General features: G+C 44.5%; 20 protein-coding genes. 19 read left to right on the top strand and 1 reads right to left on the bottom strand.

Going from position 1 to position 25,485, the window contains the following annotated elements; translation table 11 throughout:
• Window positions 1-125 precede the first annotated feature (125 nt).
• From ASG93_RS32610 to ASG93_RS32530, 18 genes are all read left to right on the top strand, one after another.
• Window positions 126-473: a hypothetical protein gene (locus ASG93_RS32610; RefSeq protein WP_047671943.1), complete on the top strand. Its 348-nt coding sequence runs from the start codon at window positions 126-128 to the stop codon at window positions 471-473.
• Window positions 474-732: 259 nt separating this feature from the next.
• Window positions 733-1,833, top strand: coding sequence for an ABC transporter substrate-binding protein (locus tag ASG93_RS32605; protein ID WP_414858908.1), 1,101 nt, complete (start codon window positions 733-735; stop codon window positions 1,831-1,833).
• Window positions 1,834-1,906: 73 nt separating this feature from the next.
• On the top strand, window positions 1,907-2,839 hold the full coding sequence (locus ASG93_RS32600; protein WP_056839168.1) for a nucleoside hydrolase: 933 nt from the start codon (window positions 1,907-1,909) through the stop codon (window positions 2,837-2,839).
• 27 nt (window positions 2,840-2,866) lie between these two features.
• Window positions 2,867-3,688 (top strand): ABC transporter permease, encoded by an 822-nt coding sequence (locus tag ASG93_RS32595; RefSeq protein WP_056839165.1) that lies wholly within the window; start codon window positions 2,867-2,869, stop codon window positions 3,686-3,688.
• Window positions 3,689-3,692: 4 nt separating this feature from the next.
• Window positions 3,693-4,481 (top strand): ABC transporter permease, encoded by a 789-nt coding sequence (locus tag ASG93_RS32590; RefSeq protein WP_056839164.1) that lies wholly within the window; start codon window positions 3,693-3,695, stop codon window positions 4,479-4,481.
• 15 nt (window positions 4,482-4,496) lie between these two features.
• Window positions 4,497-5,558 (top strand): ABC transporter ATP-binding protein, encoded by a 1,062-nt coding sequence (locus ASG93_RS32585; protein ID WP_056839162.1) that lies wholly within the window; start codon window positions 4,497-4,499, stop codon window positions 5,556-5,558.
• Window positions 5,559-5,579: 21 nt separating this feature from the next.
• The gene (locus ASG93_RS32580) at window positions 5,580-7,292 is read left to right on the top strand and encodes an adenine deaminase C-terminal domain-containing protein (RefSeq protein WP_056839160.1); all 1,713 of its coding nucleotides are present in this window, start codon (window positions 5,580-5,582) and stop codon (window positions 7,290-7,292) included.
• A 673-nt stretch (window positions 7,293-7,965) separates the two neighbouring features.
• A complete protein-coding gene (locus ASG93_RS32575) occupies window positions 7,966-10,371 on the top strand; it encodes an EAL domain-containing protein (protein ID WP_056839158.1) in 2,406 nt (801 codons plus the stop codon).
• A 184-nt stretch (window positions 10,372-10,555) separates the two neighbouring features.
• Window positions 10,556-10,711, top strand: a complete 156-nt coding sequence (locus tag ASG93_RS35620) for a hypothetical protein (RefSeq protein WP_156411121.1) — start codon at window positions 10,556-10,558, stop codon at window positions 10,709-10,711.
• A gap of 410 nt (window positions 10,712-11,121) precedes the next feature.
• Window positions 11,122-12,120: a LacI family DNA-binding transcriptional regulator gene (locus ASG93_RS32570; protein WP_056839155.1), complete on the top strand. Its 999-nt coding sequence runs from the start codon at window positions 11,122-11,124 to the stop codon at window positions 12,118-12,120.
• Entirely contained in the window at window positions 12,113-13,054 is a 942-nt protein-coding gene (rbsK, locus tag ASG93_RS32565) for a ribokinase (RefSeq protein ID WP_321166716.1), read from the top strand. Before ASG93_RS32570 ends, rbsK begins: the two co-directional genes overlap by 8 nt.
• Complete coding sequence (gene rbsD / locus ASG93_RS32560; RefSeq protein ID WP_056839153.1) at window positions 13,051-13,446, top strand: D-ribose pyranase; 396 nt, start codon at window positions 13,051-13,053, stop codon at window positions 13,444-13,446. The genes rbsK and rbsD overlap by 4 nt, the downstream gene beginning before the upstream one ends.
• A 14-nt stretch (window positions 13,447-13,460) precedes the next feature.
• The gene (locus ASG93_RS32555; RefSeq protein WP_056839151.1) at window positions 13,461-14,969 is read left to right on the top strand and encodes a sugar ABC transporter ATP-binding protein; all 1,509 of its coding nucleotides are present in this window, start codon (window positions 13,461-13,463) and stop codon (window positions 14,967-14,969) included.
• A 34-nt stretch (window positions 14,970-15,003) separates the two neighbouring features.
• The gene (locus ASG93_RS32550) at window positions 15,004-15,915 is read left to right on the top strand and encodes an ABC transporter permease subunit (protein WP_321166718.1); all 912 of its coding nucleotides are present in this window, start codon (window positions 15,004-15,006) and stop codon (window positions 15,913-15,915) included.
• 23 nt (window positions 15,916-15,938) lie between these two features.
• A complete protein-coding gene (gene rbsB, locus ASG93_RS32545; RefSeq protein ID WP_056839145.1) occupies window positions 15,939-16,892 on the top strand; it encodes a ribose ABC transporter substrate-binding protein RbsB in 954 nt (317 codons plus the stop codon).
• Between the two features lie 200 nt (window positions 16,893-17,092).
• Window positions 17,093-18,040, top strand: a complete 948-nt coding sequence (locus ASG93_RS32540) for a nucleoside hydrolase (protein WP_056839143.1) — start codon at window positions 17,093-17,095, stop codon at window positions 18,038-18,040.
• A 17-nt stretch (window positions 18,041-18,057) separates the two neighbouring features.
• A complete protein-coding gene (locus ASG93_RS32535) occupies window positions 18,058-18,987 on the top strand; it encodes a nucleoside hydrolase (RefSeq protein WP_056839142.1) in 930 nt (309 codons plus the stop codon).
• A 106-nt stretch (window positions 18,988-19,093) separates the two neighbouring features.
• The gene (locus ASG93_RS32530) at window positions 19,094-20,023 is read left to right on the top strand and encodes an EamA family transporter (RefSeq protein WP_056839140.1); all 930 of its coding nucleotides are present in this window, start codon (window positions 19,094-19,096) and stop codon (window positions 20,021-20,023) included.
• 776 nt (window positions 20,024-20,799) lie between these two features.
• On the opposite strand, the gene ASG93_RS32525 is transcribed toward ASG93_RS32530, so the two are convergent.
• Complete coding sequence (locus ASG93_RS32525) at window positions 20,800-21,036, bottom strand: hypothetical protein (RefSeq protein ID WP_056839138.1); 237 nt, start codon at window positions 21,034-21,036, stop codon at window positions 20,800-20,802.
• A 487-nt stretch (window positions 21,037-21,523) separates the two neighbouring features.
• Here ASG93_RS32525 and ASG93_RS32520 point away from each other — a divergent pair, with 487 nt between their 5' ends.
• Window positions 21,524-25,435 (top strand): polysaccharide lyase family 8 super-sandwich domain-containing protein, encoded by a 3,912-nt coding sequence (locus tag ASG93_RS32520; protein WP_162262896.1) that lies wholly within the window; start codon window positions 21,524-21,526, stop codon window positions 25,433-25,435.
• Window positions 25,436-25,485: the final 50 nt, after the last annotated feature.

Genomic DNA, 25,485 nt, shown 5'->3' with positions numbered 1-25,485 from the left:
AGGGAAATATTGCCCTTTTTCAGTGAGAAAGACGAACGATTCTCTTGATTAATTCTGAAATCCTATGTATTATTAAGATAGATTTACATGCATATGGGTTGATAATTGATCTTGAAGGTGATTCCATGCCACAACTAGATTCTAATGAATACAAGAAGAAGCTGTGTCACCTCTATAACGAAATCTCCAAAGAGTTGTTCGGGTTTGGCACAACACTGCTGAAGGTTTCCATTGATCAGAACATTATTACTTTCCATGCCAAGCATCGCCGCTCACCGCGTTCAACCGCATTAGAGGGCGAGGCGCCAACGCTCAAACACGAAGTCGATTTTTATATGTCCTCCATATACAAGAAGAGAATCCGGGAAAGGCTAGAGCAAGAACTTGGCCTATCCATGGATGCCGTATTAAGGGACTATGATCCGCCGACGCAATGGGCAATCACGAACATTATTCTTAAACAAACCGAATAATTTAGTCGGGCGGTGTTCTCTTTTGATTTATCTTAAGAGGAAACCACATGTATACCAATAGATGTCACTTTGCATTGTTTACAATGAAGAGTGCTCTTGTTAGAAGCTTCTTTCTATCAAGGGTACTTTTCTTTTTTTTGCATGTTGCCGTTAGAGCGAGATGCGCATAGATCTATGGTCTTGAAGAATACTAGTAAAAATTTAACAGGGGATTCACGCATTAAAATCATACAAGATAAAACTGGGAGGACGATGAATGATGAAACAAAAAATGGTTCATGGTTTAATTTCTTTATCTGTAGTAGGACTAGCCTTAACAGGTTGCGGCACAGCGCCTGCGAAGGACCAGAGTGGAGCTACAACAGCACCAAAAGCAGCTGCCACAGCGGCATCCAAAGGGGAACCTACGACTTTAGTCATTTCCACCTGGGGGTTTTCGGATGATTTCTTCAAGAAAGAAGTGTACGCGCCGTTTGAGAAAGCGCATAACGCTAAGATTGTTCTGGAAATAGGCAATAACGCAGAACGTTTGAACAAAGTGAAACAAGGCAGCTCGAGCGTGGACCTCATTTATTTATCTGACTATTATGCACAACAAGGAATTGAAGCGGGACTTTTCGATAAAATCGATCGCAGTCGCATTCCGAATTTGAAAGACATCTATGATTTGGCTAAGGCGCCACTGGGTGAAGATTACGGTCCTGCCTATACAGTTGGTCGACTGGGTATTGCCTACAATCCGAAAGCAACCACCAAAGAGATTAAGTCATGGAGCGACCTCTGGAGTCCTGAGCTGTCCAAGAAGCTGACACTGCCTAACATCACGGCAACAACAGGTCCAATGGTTTTGGATGCAGCATCTATGGTTGCTGGCAATACGACTTTTAATGAAGATCAAGCTTTCGCAAAGGTTAAGGAACTGAACAAAGGAGTCGTTAAATACTACGGCCAAACGTCCGAATTCGTTAACATGTTCTCGCAAGGGGAAATTGCAGCGGGTCCTATCATGGAAATGTATGTGAAGGATTTGAAAGCGGCTGTGCCAGAAACGAAGTTCGTCTCCCCGCAAGAAGGAGCTTACGCCGTTATGAACACGGTCAACGTGATTAAAGGAAGTAAAAATAAGCAGCTGGCTGAGGATTTCATCAACTGGCATTTGAGCAAGGAAGTACAGGAGAAATCAGCGAAAGCGAAAGTAGATTCACCTGTAAACACGACACTTCAGCTTTCGCCTGAAGAAGCTACGGGGATTACTTATGGCGCAGACGTTGTGAGTAAACTTCGTAAATTGGATATGAAATTCGTCAATCAAAATCTTAAAGCTTGGATTGCCCGCTTTAACAAAGAAGTTGCTCAATAAAAATAACCAATCAAGGGTATATGCTGGCTGATATACCCTTGATTGCTTCATTAGACTTGAAGGGGGCTTCGTCATGAAAAAAAAGGTCATCCTGGATGTAGACACGGGTGTGGATGATGCGTTAGGTATTCTATTGGCTGTTCGCAGCGGAAATATGGATGTGCTCGGAATTACAACTGTGAATGGCAACGTTTCTCTGGACCAAGCGACTAAGAATACATGTAAGATCCTCCAACTTCTTGGGATGGAAGAGAAGATTCCTGTCGTTAAAGGGGCAGACAAGCCTTTGATGCGAGCTTCTCACTTTGAGCACAATGTTCACGGCAATGACGGGCTTGGCGGCGCTTTAAGCGATATGCCGGTTCATATGCAGACGACTGCTGGACATGCAGCTGATTTCATCGTAAATCAAGTGCGGGAGCATGCCGGAGAAGTCACTTTAGTTATGACAGCTCCGCTAACGAATCTATCTTTGGCGGTTATGAAGCATCCTGATCTGATTCATCAGGTCAAGGAAGTGATTGTGATGGGTGGCGTCGTTCAAGGCTTCGGTAATGTAACGCCCACGGCGGAGTACAATATGTATGTCGATCCGGAAGCCGCGAAGATCGTTTTCCAGGCAGGTTTTCCATCCCTAACCCTTGTAGGGTTGGATGTGACGCGTAAAGCGCTGCTGACCGACGAACATATCCGCGAGCTCGGTGATTCTCCAATAGCCCGTTATGTTCAGGAAAGCACCGCGAATTATATGAAGCGTTACTATGAACGTAATGGGGTTCGGGCCTGTGCGCTTCATGATCCACTTGCAGTCGGAGTGGCTTTGAATAGACAGCTGGTCACAACACGCCAATATTACGTTGATGTTGAAACCCGCAGCGAGTTGTGCGACGGACAAACCGTATGCGATTTTCAAAACCGCTTGTCCAAAGAGGCTAATGTTCATGTTTGTACGGAAGTATCGGCTGACGAATTCCTCCAGCTTTTTATACACGTACTGCGTGCCTAGCGAACCCAGGAACAGGAGTAAAGCTACATGAAAAAAAAGTTCTTATTTTTATTATTGCTACCGGGATTGCTGTTCCTGACGATTTTCATGGTGGTACCGATCCTACTCACGATAGGTTCAACCTTTTTCGATAAAGGGACATTTACGCTTGGAGGGTACTTGAATTTCTTTAAAGACCCTTACTTTCTCAAAATCGTGTGGACAACGCTGCGTGTCAGCTTGGTAACCACCCTATGTTGCATCTTGCTTGGATTTCCTGTAGCTTACTTCATCTCCAAACAGAGTCCGAGACAAAAGGCCATCTTTCTTGCACTAGCTATATTTCCGTTGCTTACGAGCTCGGTTGTAAGGTCGTTCAGCTGGATGATTATTTTAGGTAAAAAAGGGCTGCTCAATAATGCCTTGATGGCCATTGGTATCATCCAAGAGCCACTCGATATTTTGTACACGCCTGCAGCGATGATGATTGGTCTTCTCCATTTATTTCTTCCGCTCATCATAATTACGTTGGTCGGTGTTCTTGAGAATATAGATCCGGATCTGATTAAAGCGGCAGAAAGCCTTGGAGCTAACCGATTTACGGCCTTCGTCAAGGTCATCGTGCCGCTTAGTGTACCCGGATTAATTATAGGCAGTATCCTGGTTTTTGTCGGAAGCTTGACAGCTTATACGACACCGGCTTTGCTCGGAGGCAAGCAGCGGGTCATTTCCACATTCCTCTATCAGAATGCGATTACACTGAACGATTGGTATCTCGCCTCCGTCATTGCCGTGATTATGATCGTGATCACCTTCGTGGTTATCGCGCTTATGAACAAACTGGCTACTAAATTAAATCCGAAGGGGTAGAAGTATGCGGGAGAAGAATCGAGGACTGGCCTTATTTACGCTTCTTGTCTACATGTTCTTGCTCGGGCCGCTCGTCATTATTGCTTTTGCTTCATTTGAGCCAGGGAGTGTATTGAAATTCCCACCGACAGGATTCTCATTGAAATGGTACCGCAACATTTTGGAAGTCAAGATGTTCATGACGACCGCGGGTACCTCTGTTATCGTATCGATGATCGGTAATTTGTTTGCATTACTGCTTGGTATCCCAGCGGCTTATGCGTTAAGCCGGTTTGAGTTTAAGGGAAAAGGGGCGCTTAATGCGATTTTTATTTCCCCAGTGCTTATTCCCGGTATTGTGCTTGGGTTTACGATGCTTAAGTACCTTATCGTCACTTATCACCTGCCGATCTATGCAGCTCTGCTGATCGGACATACCGTGATTATGCTTCCTTTTATCATCCGCGTTATTGCATCAAGCCTATCGAATTTTGATTTTGCGATTGAGGAAGCTGCGTTAAGTCTTGGCGCCGGTCAGCTTAAAACCTTTTTCAAAGTCGTCCTGCCGAACATCAAGTCCGGTATTATCGCGGCCATTCTTATCGCATTTTTAGAATCATTTAATAATGTCGACATTTCGGTCTTTATGACGGGTCCCGGAGTTAGTACACTGCCAATTCAGATGCTGACGTATGTGGAGAATCATTTTGACCCTACTATTGCCGCTATTTCTGTCTTACTCATGCTCTTCACTGCCGTACTTATGTTCATCATTGAACGGTTGATGGGTTTATCCTATTTCACCAAACGATAACGGAGGCTTTCATCCATGGCATTGCTATCACTGGAAAATATTTCGGTTGCCTATGACCAGCAATATATTCTGCAGGACTTCAACTTAAGTGTTGAAAAAGGAAGTCTGATCTCGCTGCTCGGTCCAAGTGGATGCGGGAAAACGACAACTTTGCGGCTAATCGCGGGATTTATAGAGGCAAGGGCGGGCAAATTTTCACTAAATGGAAAAGATTATACGAACGTTCCCGTCAACAAACGGAACTTCGGATTCGTGTTTCAGAGCTACGCTTTGTTTCCACACTTATCCATTTATGATAATGTAGCTTTCGGTCTGCGTCTTCGGAAAGTGAACGGGGCAGAGATCGATCGGCGGGTCCGGAACATCCTCGATATCGTAAGCTTGTCCGGCTTCGAAAAACGGTTTCCGAAGGAGCTCTCAGGCGGCCAAAGACAGCGGGTTGCTATTGCCAGGGCGCTTGTAATTGAGCCGGAACTGCTGCTCTTCGACGAACCGCTAAGCAATTTGGACGCTAATTTGCGTATTAACATGCGGGTGGAGATCCGCCGTATTCAGCAAGAGCTTGGCATTACTACGGTCTATGTATCGCATGATCAGGAGGAGTGCTTCTCCATCTCCGATCAAGTAGCGATTATGAATAAAGGCATCATTGAACAGCTTGGCGCTCCAGCGGCGATATTTAAATATCCAAAAACAGAGTTTGTGGCTCGGTTTATTGGCTTTACGAATTTTATTACCTTCGATTCGAGGGTCGATGGAAATGAAGAGATTGCGTTGAAGGTAAAAGACTATATGTTCGCTGTCACGAAGCATGCAAGCAAAGGTGAACAGCTAGGCAAGCAAGGCGCTATTCGTCCGGATGATGTCGTTATTGGAATGCTTGATGAAATCGAGGCAGGAACGAATCGTTTGACAGGTGGTGTCAAGGTCAGCACCTTCCTAGGAAGAAGCTATCAATACGTTGTCGAGACGGAGCTGGGGAATTTCACAGTGAATAAAGAAATGGAACTTCCTTACCAGAATGGTCAAGAAGTTCGGCTTCTTTTTCCTAGCGAGAAATTAGTTCTAGTTGAGTAATGTACTTGGAGGCGAAGGCAGATGCGTGTAGATTTACTGATTGAGAATGTACGAATTTATAATAGTTATTTTAAAACATTCATTCAAGGCAATGCAGCGATCTTGGATGGTAGATTTCTATATATCGGGGAACGAGCTGCCGATAGCTTCGAAGCGGCTGAGCACTTGGACGGGCAAGGACGGTATATGATTCCCGGCCTTATTGATATCCATTTGCATATCGAAAGCACGATGGTAACGCCGGAGACATTCTCTTATGGACTCATTCGTAACGGTGTTACAACCATCGTTCCAGAACCTCATGAGATCGCTAATGTCTTCGGACTTGATGGGGTAAAGGAATTCATTAAAGCTAGCCAACATTGTGTAGCGGACATGTTCTATGCCATCCCGAGCTCAGTTCCTGCCACTTCGATGGAAACGACCGGAGGCGCGATTGAAATCGAGGATTTGGACGAGCTGCTTCGTACAGAGCGCATCATTTGTTTAGGCGAAATCATGAACTACGTAGATGTCATAACGGATCCCGATTGCAAAACGAACCACATTTTAACTCATATCCGCACTCATTATCCTCATCTCATTATTGAAGGGCATGTGCCGAAATTATTAGATCTGGATTTGCATCGAATGATCTATAGCGGGGTAGATTCCGATCATACACATCAATCGATCGAGGGTATGGAAGCTCGGATCGCTGCAGGTATGTTTATTGAAATTCAAGAAAAATCGATGACGCCTGAAGTGATGGCGTATTTGATGGAGCATGAGGTATCTGAGCACTTTTGCTTTGTTACCGATGATGTGATGGCTGACTCCTTCGAACGTCGAGGACACTTGAATCACCTTGTTCGCAAAGCGATCGGCATGGGCATGAAGCCTGAGCAGGCGATTTATGCCAGCACGCTTTCTCCAGCCAAAAGAATGCGGCTGTATGATCGCGGCGTAATTGCACCCGGTAAAATTGGTGATTTTCAACTGATATCCGATCTGGAGCAGCTGACGATCGACCAAGTTTATAAGCATGGCCGTAAGGTCTACGATGTGCGTGAGCCGTACAAACCTGCCGTCCATACACCTGCCTTTCCAGCGCACTATTATCATAGCGTTCATATGGCGCAGTTAACAGAAGCGGACTTCTCAGTGAACACAGAATTTGCAGATGGCCGGTATGCCTGCCGAGCCATGATGGTGAAGGATGGCTCCACGTTTACAGAGGAGCAGCAGATCGATGTAGAGGTTCATCAAGGGAAGTTGAACTGGCAGGAAAGCGGCTATGGACTCATTGCTACGTTTGAACGCTACGGGAAAAACGGGAATCGCGCTTATGGTTTAATCGGCGGGGATACGATCAAGCGAGGAGCCATAGCAACGACGTATTCCCACGATAACCATAACATGCTTGTTGTCGGACACAATCCCGTCGATATGATGATTGCTGTGAATGAGGTCATCAAGAATCAAGGGGGCTTTAGCGTAGTTGAGAATGGCGAGGTGATCGCTAATCTTGAGCTGCCGGTCGGCGGTATTTTAACCGAGGTCCCTTTGGAGCAAGTCGCCAAGGAAGTTGAGCAGCTGCGCAAGGCCATGGAATCGTTAGGCTACTGCCATTATAACCCGATCATGTCCATTAGTACGCATTCTTTACCGGTTAGTCCTGCGTTGAAAATAACGGATTTTGGTTTAATTGATGTAAATGAAGGGAAAGTTGTGCCTTTAATTATACACAGTTAAATGGAAAAGCTAAGTCCAGTTGGTTAATAACCACTGTGACTTAGCTTATTTTTGTTGTATAGGAAATTTTGCAAGATGCCAATCCGTGGATAAGTGTTGTAAAATGAACAATCCAACCTTGAAAGAACACTTTCCTAGGTTTTGGCAGGTACATGTAAAAACCTATACTGAATCTGTCCATAAAAAGCGTTGAAGAATCGGTTTACAAAACGATTTGGGAGATACAGGAAAAGGATTCACCTGATTGCAGAACGGAAGATTCCTCGGACTCAATGGATGAGCTTCGGCTCGAGGGACTCTCGCTGAAAGCGCGTTTTTCGCGCTTATTTGTTCGAGGCAGCATGATTAAGCGCGTCTTTACACTTATACAGTACGGACGTTTAGCTGAGAAGTCGAATTCCGGCCTCCGACACTCGACGGGCTTCCCGCTTAATACCTAATGATAGTTCAATTTTATAATACTTAAGAACTACTTGTTGTGTTGTTTTTTATAGTCAATTATAATCAAATTAGATAAATACATATACATATGCGCCACGCTAGCTAGTTGCCGAAAAAGAAAACCACATCTCATTTAAGCTGATGCGGTTTTTTTTTGAACGGAGATAATAGGCATCTATTCAACCTAAGGACTATTGCTAGAAGAAATTCATCATTGGAGGTTGATGTTGCCATGTCGCTTCGCCGGAAAATCATCATCTACGTTGGGATATCGACGCTTTGCATGCTTTCACTTCTATACCTGATTTCAGAGAGAGCTCTTTTGCGCAATTATGAGCAGATGGAGCTTGAAGGTTTGCGTGAAAACATGAAGCAAAACCTTCTTTCTTATTTTGATGAGTATACAAATCTCGGTGCAATTGCAATTAATTATGCGGGCTGGGACGATACATACAACTTTATTGATAGGCCGACGATTCCTGCTAATAACGATCCTTATCTCACGGTTAATTATACCGATTCTTTGTTTATGTCAAGTCGTCTTAATATAACGCTTCTGATGAACAACCAAAAGCAAGTTTACTTCGGAAAAGCTTACGATTATGGCAATAAACGCTCTCTCGCCTATCCAAGCACGTTCATCCATACCTTACAGACAGAGTATGCTTCTTTCCTTGAACATTCGGACGCTTCTTCCCGAAAGATGGGGATATTGATGGTTGACAAGCAACCGCTGATCGCAACTTCATGTCCCATTTTAACGAGCGACAATGAAGGACCCGTTCACGGAACCTTGGTTTTCGCGCGTTTCTTAGACACGAATTACGTACAGTATATTTCCGAAAAAACGGACATGCCCTTAAGTATATCTATTGTGGATCCATCTTTTATTCCTCCTGTTCAAGCTACAACTATAACTGGTCCCAGAAACCGAACCATGCCGTTTTGGACCGAGTCCGATAAATCGACGATCACAAGCTTCACACTACTATCAGACATCAATAATAAGCCAGCCGTTCTCCTGAAATTCGTGAAGCCGAGAGAATTATATAAGGAAGCCAAGAGAAGTATCCTATTTTACTTATTCTATTTCGGACTTTCCGGGTTAGTATTCTTTTTCATTATTAGCTTCGTCCTTCAGCGAACGATATTTGCTAGATTAAACCATACGATCAATGGGATGAATGTGATTAAAATAAAGCAAGATTTTTCGATTCGCATTCAGGAATCCGGCAAAGATGAGATTACCCTGCTCGAGAAGTCGTTTAACCATATGATGACGTCGCTAGAGCAATCGCAAAACGAAATTCAATATCAAGCGAATCATGATAATTTGACCGGTCTCAACAATCGAAGAGCTTTCTTCGAGTATCTTGAGAAAATCATTCAACAAAACCGTCAGCTTCCATTCCGCTTTGCCGTAATCTTCATCGACTTGGATCGTTTTAAGCTGATCAACGATACGATGGGACATCATATTGGCGACTTGCTGCTGATCGAAGCTGCTGGGAGATTACGGCTTTGTATGAAGGAGGGTGAATTCCTTTGCCGATTGGGGGGGGATGAGTTTTGCATCGTATCCCATTATGATCACGACTCCAACCAAATAGAACACCTGGCGAAGGTTATCAAAGAGGCGATTAATGTGCCTTATGATCTAAATGGCTACCGTGCTGCGATTTCAGCCAGTATCGGAATTAGCCTATATCCTGATCATGGAATAGATTCGGAAAGACTGCTTCATCATTCTGATATCGCTATGTTGGATGTCAAAGAATCCGGCAAAAATAATTACCGAGTGTATTCGGAATCGATTGAAGCGATTCGGACCAGAAGAATGCTCTTAGAGCAATACTTGAAATGTGCGATTGACAATGACGAGTTTACTCTTCATTACCAACCGAAGTTGGATTTGGCACGAAATCAAATTGTCGGGGTGGAAGCGCTGCTCAGGTGGACGAACAGACAACTCGGACATGTATCTCCTTATGAGTTTATTCCCATTGCTGAGTATTCCGGAATCATTAATGAAATAGGCGAATGGATCATGCGAGCGGCATGTCGACAATTCATCGCATGGCGAAAGCAATCTGCAGACATGCCTCTTATCGTTGCCATTAATATTTCGGGCGTACAACTGCTGCAGCCAAACTTTGTTGATCGAATTCGCGGCGTGTTCGCAGAAGAAGAGGTCGATCCGTGCCATTTCGAGCTGGAAGTGACGGAAAGTTTTGCGATCGAAAATTTTGAAGAAGTGATCAATATATTGGTCGAATTGCGTAATCTGGGTTTCCTGATTTCCATTGACGATTTTGGAGCAGGCTACTCTTCAATGAAATATGTATGTCAACTCCCCATACAATGTATGAAAATTGATAAAACATTGATCGATCAACTGGCAGATAATATTCGGAGCCAAGTTGTCGTATCGTCTTTGATCGAAATGGCTCACCGGCTTGGGCTAACCGTAGTGGCAGAGGGAGTTGAACTGCCGGAGCAGCTTCGTATTCTCCAAACGTACCGGTGCGATCAGATTCAAGGATTTCTCATCAGCAAACCAGTGCCGGCTAGCAGGATTATTGAGATGTTGAATTACTCTGATGTGCTTCAGGTACCCGAAACAAAATTACATATGTAAATGGATCAATTGAAAATGCTGAGTCAGGGATGCTGTGCGGAACCTGGCTTGGCTTTTTTTCGTTCAGGATAACCATCGATAGCATAAATCCCAGCGTGCCGAAGGGGACACTCGTTACGGTCATTTCGAAAAGGAATAAATTGTATGAGGATGGAAAACCTACTCTCAGGAAGGTGAGAGCAGGATGGACAACGAGAACATGAATCTTTTGAATACACAAGATTTAGGTGAAGCCAACATGCAGGAGGATATCTGTAATCCGGATTTTGAATTGATGCGCGATTATGCTAAGCAGCTTAACGGAGAGATGGAAGTAGATAAGGAAGACTTTGAAACGTAGCAGCATGGTGCAGCGGCAGCCCTTTCATTGTCCGTATCCGAACTCGAGAAGTTGAATGCCATTAGTGACCGCGTATTATCCGTGGTAGGTTATTAATAGTTAGACCAAAAGGGAGTTAGCTCAAATTAGCTAACTCTTTTTTAAACTCACCGGTTATCGGTTAATTCCATTTGGATGGTAAATCGTGGATTGTGATTCGAATTGTGAGATGAGGCTTGCACCGAATGGCATAGATTGATTGGTGTTTACAACAAACGCTTGTTGTTAAAATATTTTATCTTGCGAATGAAAATAAACTATGATATATTTCATGTGTAACCGGTACCACATCATGAAACGTATATATTATTAAGGTTAGCATTAACTTGCGGTATCGTTACCATAAATATGAAGTTGGAAGTGAAACTAGGATGGCAACCATACGTGATGTAGCCAAGTTAGCCGGAGTCTCTGTTGCGACTATATCTCGTTACTTAAACAAAAGTGGATATGTAAACGCAGATACGGAACTGAATATAAAACATGCGATTGAAAAACTGAATTATTTACCTAGTGGGGTAGCAAGGGGACTTGCTGGAAAAAGCACAAAAACATTTGCGCTAATTTTACCCGACATTTCAAATCCCTTTTTTCCAGAGCTGGCACGGGCAGTTGAAGATGTTGCTTCTACGTATGGATTTACCGTCATACTTTGCAATTCTGATGGCCAAATTGGTAAAGAAAAAAATTATATTGACATATTAAAGAGCAAAAATATCGACGGCATTATTTTTGCATCCAATACATTGGGACAAGAAGATGTAGACAAATTGGCGTCCTTTAACATCCCATTCGTTTGTTTAGACCGAGCTCCTACGAATAAATCCTGCAGCGTTGTTCGTTCGAACAATCGTGAGGGAGGCAGATTAGCAGTAAAACATCTTCTTGAGTCAGGAAGCAAGAAAATCGGACATATTTATGGTCCACAGGATCTGATCCCTGCCAAAGAGAGATTAATTGGATATGAGGAATCCGTAAGAGCTTTTGATTGGTTCAGCCCAAGCTTAATGGTTCAGGGGGATTTTGGGATAAGCGGTGGTATAAAAGCTACAGAGGAACTTATGCGGCGGCATCCTGATATTGATGCAATTTTTGCAGGAAATGATTTAATGGCTGTCGGAGCCTTGAAAGCGCTGCATAGAATGGGCATTCAAGTACCTGGACAAGTTGTAGTTTGTGGATTTGATGGAATAAATATGACGGAAATAACAGAACCTGAACTAACAACAATTGCGCAACCCATTTATGATATGGGTGCTTTAGTATCGAGGATTTTGATTAAGAAGATCGAAGGCACCATCGAAGCGGATCAAATTTATGAACTGGATGTCACGTTAATCCCAAGAGAATCTACGAAGAGGAGTGGGTAAATTGAAGGTACCACATGTCGTTGTGATCGGAAGCTTAAACATGGATATCGTTATTGAAGCAGATAGACACCCACAACTGGGAGAAACGATTCTTGGATCTAACGCCCGGTTCATACCAGGTGGCAAAGGTGCAAATCAAGCGGTAGCGGCTGCAAGGCTCGGAGCCAAAACAACCATGATTGGAGCGGTCGGCACAGACAGTTTTGGTCAAGAGCTCCTGAAAGCTTTAGATGATAATAAGATCAGTAGAAACTCGGTTAAACTCGTGGATGGCACTGCAACAGGGATAGCTTCCATCTTTATTTCAAATGGAGATAACAGCATCGTGGTTGTTCCGGGTGCTAATTATCAATTGCTGCCAGACGATATCGATAGATATGAGGCAATTATCCAAAATGCGGACATCCTTCTTCTTCAGCTGGAAATTCCTTTAGATACGGTTATTCATGCAGCGAAGAAGGCAAAGTCATTCGGGAAGACTGTCGTATTGAATCCGGCTCCCGCTCAGTTTTTGCCCGATGAGTTATTGAAGAATGTAGATTACATCACTCCCAATCGGTCAGAATTGAGTTTGCTTACTGGGGTTCAGGCAGAGGGTGATGAATTGGAAACTGCGATGACAAGCATAATACAACGGGGAGCTAACAACGTGATCACGACGTTGGGTGCTGATGGATCCGCTTTTTTAGAAAAAGGGAAGCTGCAAAAAGTTCCTGGTTATAAGGTTTCTGTTGTTGATACGACAGGTGCTGGAGATTCATTCAATGCCGGATTAGCTTTTTCGCTTGCCAAGCAAAACAGCTTGGAACAATCTGTATCTTTTGCAGCAAAGGTTTCCGCACTAGCTGTTACTAAGTTTGGTGCTCAAGCTGGAATGCCAAGCATAGAGGATGTGGAACTGTTTGCGAAAAATTCCAAGGGAGAACCTACATGAAAAAGATTGGAATTTTAAATAGTGAAATTTCTAAGGTGATCAGTGAACTTGGGCATACCGACACGATTGTCATTTGTGATAGCGGGTTGCCTATTCCTGCTCACGTAAAGCGAATTGATCTGGCTTTGAAACAAGGTGTTCCTTCTTTTATGGATTGTTTGGAAACCGTACTTCTAGAAATGCAAGTTGAGCAGGCTTTCATTGCAAGTGAAATGGATCAGGTAACTCCAAAGCTAAAGAAGCAAATGGAAACTTCCTTAAACGGGGTAACTGTGCACGAGGTGAGTCATGAAGAACTGAAGACAATGACTCATCAGGCTAAGGCAATCATACGAACAGGTGAGTTTACTCCATATGCCAATGTCATTCTTCAGGCTGGAGTTATCTTCTGAAAGGAGGAATTGGAATGACGTCCAAATTGTTAGAAATGAAGGGAATCAGTAAAAGTTTCCCTGGAGTTAAGGTGCTAGAGCAGGTTGATTTTACCCTGCATCGCGGAGAAGTTCATGCGTTGATGGGGGAAAATGGGGCTGGTAAATCTACGCTTATGAAAATATTAGGTGGAATTTATACAAAGGATAGTGGGTCCATTACTGTTAATGGAAACGTTTACGATATTGCATCACCTTCCATGGCACAAAACTTAGGCATCGTTATTATTCATCAGGAGTTAAATATGGTTCCCCATTTAACGGTTATGGAAAATATTTTTCTTGGCCGAGAATTCACTTATGGGAAGTCGAAGCTAATTAACTGGAGACGGATGAGACAAGAGTCTCATCGTTATTTATCGCAATTGGGTTTGAATATTGATCCGGGTACGTTAGTTAATGAGCTTTCTGTAGGTCAACAGCAAATGGTCGAAATTGCGAAAGCGTTATCTATGCAAGCAGAAATTCTTGTTTTGGATGAACCGACGGCGGCCCTCACGGACCGTGAAATTGAGGCATTGTTCCTGGTCATCGCTTCCCTTAAGGAAAAGGGTGTTGGCATGATTTATATTTCCCATCGGATGGAAGAAATTTTTAGGATTTGCGATCAAGTTACGGTGATGCGCGATGGACATTATATTGGAACCGAATACATTGCCAATACGACAATGGATCATCTCGTCAAAATGATGGTCGGCAGGGAAATTAAAGACCGTTTTCCCAAAGTGAAAGTCACCCTAGGAGAAGAAAAACTGACGGTGGGCGGTTTGACTCAAAAAGGGAAGCTCCATGACATTTCCTTAACTGTAAGAGCTGGAGAGATCGTTGGCATCGCCGGACTTATGGGCGCTGGAAGAACAGAACTGGCGAAAGCACTGTTCGGAGTGACACCTATTGATCGTGGAACGATTTCCATTAACGGAAAACCAGTCTCCATTCATAAACCAATAGATGCCATTCACGCGGGTATTGGTTTAATCACGGAAGATCGGAAAGATGAGGGACTGCTCCTTCCTCTTTCGGTCAACGACAACCTAGCCCTTCCGAATTTAAAGATATTGTCATCATTTGGTTTCATGAATCGTTCAAAGGAACGGGAACTATCAGATTCCATGATAAAAAAACTGCTGATTAAAACACCAAATAGTGAGCAGAAGGTCGGCTCTCTTAGCGGAGGTAATCAGCAAAAAGTGGTTATCGGAAAATGGTTGGCGACAAGCCCGCAAGTTTTGATTTTGGATGAGCCCACACGCGGAGTTGATATCGGTGCTAAGAAAGAAATCTATGATCTAATGAATGAGCTAGTTTCGCAAGGTGTAGCCATTCTTATGATCTCTTCCGAGCTTCCGGAAGTTTTGGGAATGAGTGACCGCATACTCGTCATGCACGAGGGGAAAATAAGCGGTGAATTTACACAAGAAGAGGCAACTCAGGAAAAAATCATGTTAAGTGCAACAGGGGGAGGGAACCGACATGCAGGTTGACGGTAAAGCTTTAAGTAGACCCAAAATCGGTAAGATGCAGAGTCTGGGGTCTTTATTGGGATTGGTTCTAATTGTAGTCATTTTGTCGGTAGTGAACGGTGACTTTTTAACCGTTGGTAATATTTTTAACGTTCTTCGTCAAATTTCGATTAATGCTCTTATTGCCTTCGGTATGACATTCGTCATTCTGACTGGGGGTATCGATCTTTCTGTAGGATCCATACTGGCCTTATCAAGTGCTTTTACGGCTGGCTTAATGGCAAGCGGGATGAATACGTGGCTAGCTGTAGGAATCGGTCTAATTGGCGGTTTGGTCATGGGGGCGATCAACGGCTTATTAATCACGAAAGGTAAGGTAGCTCCATTTATCGCGACACTCGCAACGATGACAGTATTCCGCGGACTTACCTTAGTATATACGCAGGGAAGGCCAATCACAGGCTTCAAAGAGGATTTTGCGTTGTTAGGGAAGGGGTATTTTCTACAAATTCCAATGCCGATTATATGGATGGTTATTGCATTTGCAGTTTTATATATCATTTTAAAGCATACAACTTTTGGTCGACGTGTTTACGCACTCGGCAGCAACGAGGAGGCGACTTGGCTTTCAGGTATTAACACATCGAAAGTAAAAATCTTGGTTTACTCGATTAGCGGTTTATTAGCTTCAATTAGCGGTATCATTCTAACTTCCAGACTTAACTCCGCTCAGCCGACAGCTGGAGGAGCGTTTGAACTGGATGCGATTGCAGCCGTAGTTCTTGGCGGGACCAGTTTATCAGGGGGAAGAGGCTGGATTGTCGGTACATTAATCGGAGCCATGATCATTGGTGTATTGGACAACGGTCTTAACCTATTAAATGTTTCGTCTTTTTACCAGCAGGTGGTTAAAGGGGTAGTCATCTTAATTGCTGTATTGTTGGACAGATCGAAAGCTCGAAAATAAAACACATCAAAGGGGAGTTTACCATGAAAAAAATGAATTTCGTATTATGTGCCGTAGTAGCGGTGTTCCTGATATTGGCTGGTTGTTCGACTCAATCTAAGGTTGAGGGAGGAGCTACGGCTGCACCATCAGCTACAACGGATACCAAAGCAGCTGCAGGCAAAATGACGATTGGGCTTTCCGTTTCCACTTTAAATAATCCATTCTTTGTTACCTTGAAAGACGGCGCGGATAAAGCGGCAAAAGAAGCTGGTGCTACTTTGGTTGTTGTAGATGCTCAAAATGATACAGCGAAGCAAATTAGCGGTATTGAAGATTTAATTCAGAAAAAGGTAAGCGTAATTCTTATCAATCCGACAGATAGCGACGCTATTGTTACTGCGGTTCAATCTGCAAATAAAGCCAATATTCCTGTAATTACGGTTGACCGTGCAGCCAACGGCGGAACAGTCGTTACTCACATTGCTTCAGATAATGTAAAAGGCGGTAAAATGGCAGGCGATTTTATTTTGAAAACCCTTGGTGATAAAGGTAATCTTGTAGAACTTCAAGGGATCGCAGGAACTTCTGCAGCACGTGATCGTGGAAAAGGTTTCCATGATGCTGTTGACGGAAAAGCTGGCGTAAAAGTGATTGCTTCTCAACCTGCTGATTTCGACCGGGCAAAAGGGCTTTCCGTTATGGAAAATATTTTGCAAGGAAATAAAGATATTCAAGCGGTATTTGCTCATAATGATGAAATGGCATTAGGTGCCCTTCAAGCGATTCAATCCTCTGGTAAAAATATTGCTGTAGTTGGTTTCGATGCTACAGATGATGCGGTTAAAGCCGTAAATGACGGGAAACTTGCCGCAACAGTAGCTCAAAAACCGGCATCCATCGGAGATACAGCTGTGAAAACAGCGTTGAAAGTGCTTAAAGGTGAACAAGTTGAAAAATTTATTCCGGTAGATTTGGAATTGATTACGAAAAAATAAGAATGTGTAATATGTTTATCTTATTAGCAAAATGAGCGATGAACCCTTCCACTAAAGGAAATAAGGTGGTGGGGTTCATCTTCTGTTTAAAGGGAATTCAACATTGGAGGTTGGCACTGCGTGGCCTTCACACTTGACCAAGATAAATTCTGGGACATGCTTGTTCAAACTTTGAAAAACTATACATAGAGGTGACTCCATTGCAAAACGTTCGCATGATTCTTGATGTTGATACAGGTATTGATGATTCCATGGCGATTTTGCTCGCCCTGAAAACAAAACACATAAAAGTAGAAGGCATTACGACGGTATTCGGTAATACGGATGTTGTGCAGGCAACTCGCAATACGCTGCAAGTGATTGAGCTATCGGGCGTTGATTACGAAGTGCCGGTGGCTATGGGCGCAGCAAAACCGCTGTTCTGCGACTGGCGCGGTCCTGTTACGCATATCCACGGCGATAACGGTATCGGCAACTGCGAGCTGCCGCAGCCCAAAGGGAAAGCTATTGCGGAGAGCGCCGCTCAGTTCATCGTCCGCAAGGTGAATGAAAACCCGCACGAGCTAACGCTAGTGTTCGTGGGTCGGATGACGAACCTGGCTATTGCACTCGCACAAGATCCTTCCATCGCTTCCAAGGTGAAGCGGCTTGTGATCATGGGCGGCGCGGTGAAAGTGCCTGGCAACGTGACGCCTGTTGCCGAAGCGAATATCTACGGCGATCCTGAGGCCGCGCATCGTGTTTTTGAATCCGGCATCCCGATTACGCTCGTTGGCTTGGACGTAACAATGAAGACGATCATCAGTGAGCAGCAGCTTCGTTTAATTACGGAATCACCCTTGCCTGGAAATGAAAGAGCAGCTGCTTATATCGAAGAAGCTAACAGGTTTTATTTTAGTGCTTATGACAAGCAAAACGGTTTCTACGGCGCACCGCTGCATGATCCGCTTGCAGTTGCTGTAGCTGCATATCCGAATCTCGTCACGACGGAAGAACTTTATATTCGTATTGAGACAAAAGGGACCATGTCCTATGGAGCTACATTGGCAGATTTCCGCAGATCGGTGCCGGTTACGAATACATCAGTGGCGTTTGAAGTCAACAGCCCGCTGTTTCTTGACTATTTCATCAACACATTAAAGAGCTAACGAGAGGAGAAACTTAGATGAAACCGATTATTTTGGATGTTGATACAGGCATTGATGATGCGCTTGCCATAAGTTATGCGGTGAATGCCCCTGAAGTGGAATTACTGGGGGTGACGACTTGCTTCGGCAACGTTACGGTTCAAGAAGCGACCCGCAATACGCTGCTAGTTCTGGAACATTTGGACAGTTCAGTTCCTGTCATTCCGGGGGCGGCTAAGCCGCTTTTCGTTAGCCGAGTGAAAGCGAGTGCGACCCATATTCATGGCGAAGACGGCATTGGGAACACGCTGACAGATATGTCTACACGAGAAGCATCACAGCAGTACGCACCACAATTTATTATTGATCAAGTGCGCAGTAAGCCGCATCAAGTGACGATTATTACGGTCGCAGCGATGACGAATCTGGCGTTAGCGATCATGCAGGCTTCGGATATTGTCCACCTTGTGGACAAGGTGATTGTTATGGGCGGTGCTGTAACCCGAGCGGGCAATGTGACGCCGCATGCGGAAGCTAACATTTACGCTGACCCTGAAGCGGCGGATTATGTGTTCGCCTCCGGCATCCCGATCATACTCGTAGGCCTTGACGTAACGATGGAAACGCTTCTGCCGAAGAAAGATGTTCAAGTATGGCGGGACAAGCAAACGGCTCTCGGCACTTTATTGGCGGATATGACCGATTTTTATATCGACGCCTATGAAGATTTCTATCCAGGTATCGGCGGCTGCGGCCTTCACGATCCGCTTGCTGTTGGTGTGGCCATTAATCCGGATTTCGTCACAACGAAACCCCTGCATGTTCGGGTGGATCTCGACGGTTTCCACTCCTTAGGCCGTACAGTTGGCGATCTGCGAAGCAAGCCTGCAAATGAACCTAACATGGATGTTTGTTTGGAAGTAGACGCTGAGCGCTTCTTGGAACACTTTCTCAGTAAAGTAGTTTAAATGGAAGTGACTCGATTTCGGCATAAGATTTATATATAATGGCATAATAACGAAACGTGGCGGACTGGGCACACAGTCTGTTTTTTTCTTTTCGCAGGGAGGCATTATGAAATACATTTTATTTGTTTTAGCTGGGGCATGCAGCTTCGGTTTATTATCTACTTTTGTAAAGAAAGCCTATGAGTCTGGCTTCAATGTCGGCGATGTCGTCGGCAGCCAAAACCTATTCGGTGTGATTATGCTGTGGCTCTTGGTATTCGTGACTTCGAAATCCGCTAAGCAGTCAACAACGTCGACTACATTTAAAGTAACAAAGCGGCAAGCGCTCATGCTCATGGCTGTAGGAACGACGACAGGCTTAACGGGAATGCTATATTATGCGGCTCTGCAGTATATTTCGGCTTCGTTCGCGATTATCTTGTTGTTCCAGTTTACGTGGATGGGCATCTTGCTGGAGGCAATCGTTGAACGCAAACGTCCTGGCAAGGACAAGATTCTATCGCTTGTTATCTTGTTTGTTGGGATTATTATGGCAAGCGGTTATTTGGGCGGGGGGCAGGAAGCAGTTTCTTGGATAGGTGTTACCCTTGGCTTGTTGGCTGCTGTTACCTATGCGCTCTTCATTTGGTTTAGCGGGAAAATAGCTAAACAAGTTGCTCCGATCACACGAAGCGCGATTATGCTGTCTGGCTCGTTTATTCTCGTCATGTTGGTGTTTCCGCCGCATTTTCTTGTAAATGGCTCTTTGCACGAGGCGCTTCTGCCTTGGGCGCTGCTGTTAGCTCTTTTCGGCGTCGTCATTCCGCCCTTGTTTTATGCCATTGGTGTACCGCGTGTTGGCGGCGGACTAGCAACAATCTTGAGTGCGGCTGAACTGCCAACGGCCGTCATTATGTCCTACGTCGTGCTGAATGAATCCGTTAACTGGATGCAATGGCTTGGCGTGGGGATCACGATGATCGGCATTGCCCTTCCTGAGCTTATGAAGCGCAAGAAGAGTGCCGCCGTTATGGTCGGCGCAAATATAAGTGCGTGATCATCAGTCTTTTCCTAAAAGGTGGATGCGAAATCTTAAGATTTCGTGTTCGCCTTTTTTCAAAGAAAGTATAAGTTTTCTGAGGCATGAGAGATCTCTTTTTGGCAAGGGTCGTCAATGTTAGTACTGGAAAACGCACAGATGAACTCTTCTTTTCAGCCACCGTCCCTTAGACTACTGTACATTTTCCAATGAGAGCGGATGAAGCCAAACCAGATTTATATTGTTGCAAAGTGTGCGACAATATAAAGCCAGTGCGCAGGCTGTAAAGATATTTTTGGGGCTGTCGATTAATTGTGGACAGTTTTAAAGTGCACGGACACATGCAGAGAATGTATATGATTTTTCGGATACAAATACAGAATCAGGGCTCAAATCACGTTTTGTATATGAAATTTCGAATAGAATCGACTGATTCTTTGTGTGTGCCGCTCATTAAGTATGATTTTTCGCTTACATTTTGTGGTCTCCCGCAGGATTTCCGAAGTTATGAACAGTTAATCGACAGGCTCTTTTTCATCGATACAGATACCGAGAGGATGTGAAATCGTTTCTGTAACGATGTTTTGCATTCTTACAAACGAAAAGAAAGCAGTTTTTTTGTTTCTCGTCCCTGAAGGACGACGGAGTCGTTTATCCTTGGTTGATAAGGATAGGAATTAGAGTAATTAGTGAAATTAGGAAGCCAAGTTGTAAATTGTGCAACAATTTCTTTGATTTCTTCTGAATAAGCTAGAATTGTTGTACGCTGTACAACAATTTAGCCAACTTTCCTGCTAATGTGCTATTTTTGGCTGAAATTGTTGTATAATTTGCAACATTCGCATGGAAAACGTGAATAAACCTGCTAAATGTTGCACAAAGTGCAACAACACAACAGGATGATCAATTAAATTGTTGTAAAGTGCAACAGCTCTTTCCTTAACACCCAAATATTTCTTGCTCAATCGACGAGGATGGCATTTCCCCGCATCAAAACCGGCTATTTCGGTTGATTTTATTCCATCAACCAATTACAATGCTCATGAATTTGTTGATGAGGTGTTCGCAATGATAGTTCGCAGCATAGATGGTTTAAGGGTAGTTGGAAGCGCTTATTTCAGCGTAAAACCATTTTTCGCAATAGGTTACCTTGTCGATATTCAATTCCGGTAATAGCCGTTGGATTCGGAAGCTATTTGTTTTCGGCTTCGGTTGTTCAATCGAATGTTGTGCCTTTCAAACAACGTGTCCTTCTGTATCGATTCGACTTTGGATCACATACAAAGACGACGCAAGATCTTCCAGCAGCACGTCAAAGAAACGAGTGGTTCTTTAAAGAAAAGAACAAGAAATTGCAGCATCGCAGACCCGACTATGACCTTTTATTGGTGTAGTCGGGTTTTGTTTCGCCACTTTTCATAAAAAAACGATATGGCTCAAATATCGTCGATATACAAATCCCGGTATATATCTTACATTTTAATTGCTTTTATAATCATTTCTAGCGAGGTGAAGTTAATGAGGAAAGTAAGTATGCTGTTAGCTGTCAGTTTAATTTTTAGCCTGGTTGGATCGTACATTCCCTTTTATGAAAACGCTATCCTTAAGGCAGAGGCTGCAGCTGTGAACCAGATGACGAACGGAGGCTTCGAGCAGACAACTACGACAACGGATGCTGCCTGGAGCGGTGTCACAAGTCCTGTTCCTGTTGGCTGGGGGTTATGGATTCCAACCGGGAGCGGGAAAGATCCGAATAAAACGGTGAACGTCACGCTGGATGGGGCCACGTATCATGAAGGGAGCAAGTCCATTTTGTTTGATGCCTTCGCAACAAGCCGAGTATCTGTGAATCAAAGCGTTACGACGGTAACTGCCGGCAAATCTTACAGACTTAAAGTGTGGGTAAAAACCGAGAATGTAACAGGCACTGGTGCTTACTTCAGAACGCAATACTATAACACGAGTAAAGTTGGAGACGGTCCTGCATCTGCCAAGCTGTTAGGGACGAAGGATTGGACTTTACAGCAAGTATTTATGACAATACCAGCGGGCGTCACGAAGTTGGTTATTGAACCTTTCCTTGAAACGGGAAAAGGAAAAGTATGGTTTGACGATATAAGTTTGGAGGAATATGACGGGATTACAGGAATTGCTTTAGATCAAACCGCTTTTTCCATGGCCAAAGCTGCATCGGTAACGATTACACCGACATTCACACCAGCGAACGCAGCAGACAAAACAGTTCTCTGGAGTTCCAGCAATCCGAATGTAGCATCAGTGGACAGTAATGGAAAAGTAACCGGAGAAGGGTTAGGTTCAGCAACGATTATGGTCTCGACACCAGATGGAACGATAAAAGCTCAATGTCTTATTAACGTAGAATCTGCAGAAACGATTCAATCTTACAGCGAGCTGCGTCTTAAATGGTACGGCAAATTGACGGGCGGCACCACATACAATACGGTTGATCCGGATATTGCCTCTTACCTTTCAACACAAGCCGCAAGTATAACGAATGGTAATACGACCGGACATTGGGATACACTCAATAAAGCTGCGGGCCGTACTTATTTGTGGAACGATCTCTCCAGCACGACGGATTCTGCTCAAATATCTAGCGCTTTCGGCAGGCTGAAAGCCATGGCACTCGCTTATTCGCTACAAGGCTCGAGCCTGTATCAGAATACGGCGCTGCGGGATGACATCATTGGCGCTTTGGACTGGATGTATGCGAATCGATACAATGAAACCAAAACGGAGTACGGCAATTGGTGGGATTGGGAAATCGGCGCACCGCAAATTCTGAACGATACCCTTGTATTAATGTTCGATCATTTGACACCGGCGCTAATAAGCAAGTATATCAAAGCCGTCGATCGTTTCGTTCCGGATCCGAAGAAGAGAACTGTCAACAATGTGACGGAAACGGGAGCTAACCTACTCGACAAAGCATTGGTCGTTACGATGCGCGGTGTGATCGGAAACAGCAGTGCGAAGATCACGCAAGGGCTTGATTCCATCGGGCCGGAATTTGTTTACGCGGATCATGGTGATGGTGTTTACAAGGATGGTTCGCTAGTTCAACATACCAACATCGCCTACACAGCGGGGTACGGTGCGGTATGGCTCAACCGTGCTGCCGATATGACGTTTTTGCTGAATGGTTCTCCATGGCCGGTGACGGATCCTAACGTGAATCATGTTTATGATTGGGTATCGAATACGTTTGAACCCGTCATTTATAAAGGACTCTTTATGGATATGGTGAACGGCAGAGGGATCTCCAGACAAAGCTCGGGAAGCGCTAGAGGCACGATTGTTACCTTGCTTCGTTTAGCCGAGGGGGCGCCTGCGGACGTAGCTTTATCGATAAAGCGGATGGCCAAAGAATGGATTCAGTCGGACACGACATATGCCAATTATTACGACGGATTACCGATTTACGAGCTGTCACTAATCAAAAAATTGATGAACGACGCTTCGATCCAGCCACGCGGAGAATTGCTGAAAAACCAAGTGTTTGCTGGTATGGACAGAGTTGTCCATTTGCGTGAAGGATATGGTTTCGGGCTTAGTCTGTTCTCAAACCGCATTTCTGCCTTTGAAAAGGGTAACAATGAGAACTTAAGGGGCTGGTATACGGGCATCGGAATGACTTTCTTATATGATCAAGATCTTACCCAATACCGCAATGATTATTGGCCAACTGTGGATTCGTTCCGACTGCCTGGCACAACAACCGATGGATCAGGAAAAGGGACGACACCTGTCGACTGGAAAAGTTATATGAATCCGAAAACGTGGGTCGGCGGCTCGTCCATCGATAACCTTTACGGTGCAACGGGTATGGATTTCTCGCTTGCGCAATCGACTGGAAGCAATCTGCAGGGCAAAAAATCATGGTTTATGTTCGATGACGAAATCGTCGCATTGGGCTCCGGTATTGCGAACACGACAGCCGGACTACAACCGGTGGAGACCATTATTGATAACCGTAAGCTGAACGATGCGGGAGATAATGCCCTCACGATTAACGGAACCGTGAAGTCAGACCAGCTCGGTTGGTCAGAAACGATGGATGACGTTAAATGGGCTCACTTGGCCGGAAACGCGCCGGGTACCGACATCGGCTATTATTTCCCGGAGGCTTCTAATGTGTATGGTTTACGCGAAGCGAGAACCGGCGCTTGGAAAGATATTAATAGCGGACAATCGGCTTCTCCGATCACGCGAAATTATTTGAGTTTGGCCTTTGAACACGGGGCAACGCCTTCGAATGCATCTTATTCTTATGTCATGCTGCCTCATAAAAATACAGCAGATACGGCGCTTTATAGCAGCGCTCCTGATGTTGAGGTACTGAGCAAAACAACGGACGTACATGCGGTCAGAGAGAAGAAGCTTGGGATAACAGCGGTGAATTTCTGGAATCCGGCATCGGTTGATTTCATTTCAGCACAAAATCCGGCATCCGTGATGGTGAAGGAAACAGACAGTGAATTGACAGTAGCTGTATCCGATCCGACGCAGCAGCAAAGCGCGATTTCGCTTGAACTGAACAAGGCGGGATTAACGCTAGTTCGTGCCGATGAAACGGTAACGGTTTTGCAGACGATACCTTCCTTAAAGCTGAATATTGCAGTCGCAGGAACTTTCGGCAAAACGCATGTCGTTACATTTAAGAAAGATACAGCAGCGCCGGTTACGGCAACGAATGCAAAGTCTGATTGGCAGAGTACTGCGCAATCGGTTATATTGACGGCGAGCGATGAAGGCAGCGGTGTGCAGAAGACGTTGTACAGTTTGAATGGCGGCGCCTTTGTGGAAGGGAACAACATCGTTGTTGCTGAAGAAGGTGTACATCAACTCAGTTACTATAGTATTGACCAAGCTGGAAACCAAGAAACAACCAAAACAGCAGCAATCAAAATCGATTCAGCAGGTCCCGTTATCGTTCCTACCGTTACCATGGACGTATATTGGACCGATAGCGGCAGTCTGCAATTCGATATCTCCGATACGGTGAGCGGCGTGGCAAGCGAATCTCTTGAGTTGGACGGTGGCCCAATAAGCCGACCCTATTCGTTTAGTCCGTTATCACTCAGTATTGGCGAACATGCGGTGAAGGTAAAAGCAGTTGATGCAGCCGGGAACGAAGCCACCGGAGCATACTTGCTAAAAGTACGGATGGATGTCAACCATTTGGACGAAGCTGTTCTTTACGCATACCAACAAGGCTGGATCACCAATCAGGGCATATTGAACAGCTTGCTATCACAGATAGAAAATATTCAACGGAACTATGATGACAATCAAAAGAAAAACGAATGGAAAGAACTGGAGAACCACATTCGAGCACAATCCGGCAATAAGATTGATGCCGTGTTTGCGGAGCTTTTATTACAAGCCATCGCACAGTGTAAATCCTAAGAACTGTTGAGAATCGCGAACCCGACTTTGCCCGATTGGACGAAGTCGGG

The organism is Paenibacillus sp. Soil787, from assembly GCF_001429545.1.
Taxonomy (GTDB): Bacteria; Bacillota; Bacilli; order Paenibacillales; family NBRC-103111; genus Paenibacillus_E.
The sequence above is the reverse complement of the archived record's forward strand: the minus strand, read 5'-3'. Positions and strand labels throughout refer to the sequence as shown.

What these genes read in the sequence shown, in the direction of transcription:
- ASG93_RS32610 (WP_047671943.1), top strand. Translation starts at nt 126, where the DNA reads ATGCCACAACTAGATTCTAATGAATACAAGAAGAAGCTGTGTCACCTC.
- ASG93_RS32605 (WP_414858908.1), top strand. Translation starts at nt 733, where the DNA reads ATGAAACAAAAAATGGTTCATGGTTTAATTTCTTTATCTGTAGTAGGA.
- ASG93_RS32600 (WP_056839168.1), top strand. Translation starts at nt 1,907, where the DNA reads ATGAAAAAAAAGGTCATCCTGGATGTAGACACGGGTGTGGATGATGCG.
- ASG93_RS32595 (WP_056839165.1), top strand. Translation starts at nt 2,867, where the DNA reads ATGAAAAAAAAGTTCTTATTTTTATTATTGCTACCGGGATTGCTGTTC.
- ASG93_RS32590 (WP_056839164.1), top strand. Translation starts at nt 3,693, where the DNA reads ATGCGGGAGAAGAATCGAGGACTGGCCTTATTTACGCTTCTTGTCTAC.
- ASG93_RS32585 (WP_056839162.1), top strand. Translation starts at nt 4,497, where the DNA reads ATGGCATTGCTATCACTGGAAAATATTTCGGTTGCCTATGACCAGCAA.
- ASG93_RS32580 (WP_056839160.1), top strand. Translation starts at nt 5,580, where the DNA reads ATGCGTGTAGATTTACTGATTGAGAATGTACGAATTTATAATAGTTAT.
- ASG93_RS32575 (WP_056839158.1), top strand. Translation starts at nt 7,966, where the DNA reads ATGTCGCTTCGCCGGAAAATCATCATCTACGTTGGGATATCGACGCTT.
- ASG93_RS35620 (WP_156411121.1), top strand. Translation starts at nt 10,556, where the DNA reads ATGGACAACGAGAACATGAATCTTTTGAATACACAAGATTTAGGTGAA.
- ASG93_RS32570 (WP_056839155.1), top strand. Translation starts at nt 11,122, where the DNA reads ATGGCAACCATACGTGATGTAGCCAAGTTAGCCGGAGTCTCTGTTGCG.
- rbsD (WP_056839153.1), top strand. Translation starts at nt 13,051, where the DNA reads ATGAAAAAGATTGGAATTTTAAATAGTGAAATTTCTAAGGTGATCAGT.
- ASG93_RS32555 (WP_056839151.1), top strand. Translation starts at nt 13,461, where the DNA reads ATGACGTCCAAATTGTTAGAAATGAAGGGAATCAGTAAAAGTTTCCCT.
- ASG93_RS32550 (WP_321166718.1), top strand. Translation starts at nt 15,004, where the DNA reads ATGCAGAGTCTGGGGTCTTTATTGGGATTGGTTCTAATTGTAGTCATT.
- rbsB (WP_056839145.1), top strand. Translation starts at nt 15,939, where the DNA reads ATGAAAAAAATGAATTTCGTATTATGTGCCGTAGTAGCGGTGTTCCTG.
- ASG93_RS32535 (WP_056839142.1), top strand. Translation starts at nt 18,058, where the DNA reads ATGAAACCGATTATTTTGGATGTTGATACAGGCATTGATGATGCGCTT.
- ASG93_RS32530 (WP_056839140.1), top strand. Translation starts at nt 19,094, where the DNA reads ATGAAATACATTTTATTTGTTTTAGCTGGGGCATGCAGCTTCGGTTTA.
- ASG93_RS32520 (WP_162262896.1), top strand. Translation starts at nt 21,524, where the DNA reads ATGAGGAAAGTAAGTATGCTGTTAGCTGTCAGTTTAATTTTTAGCCTG.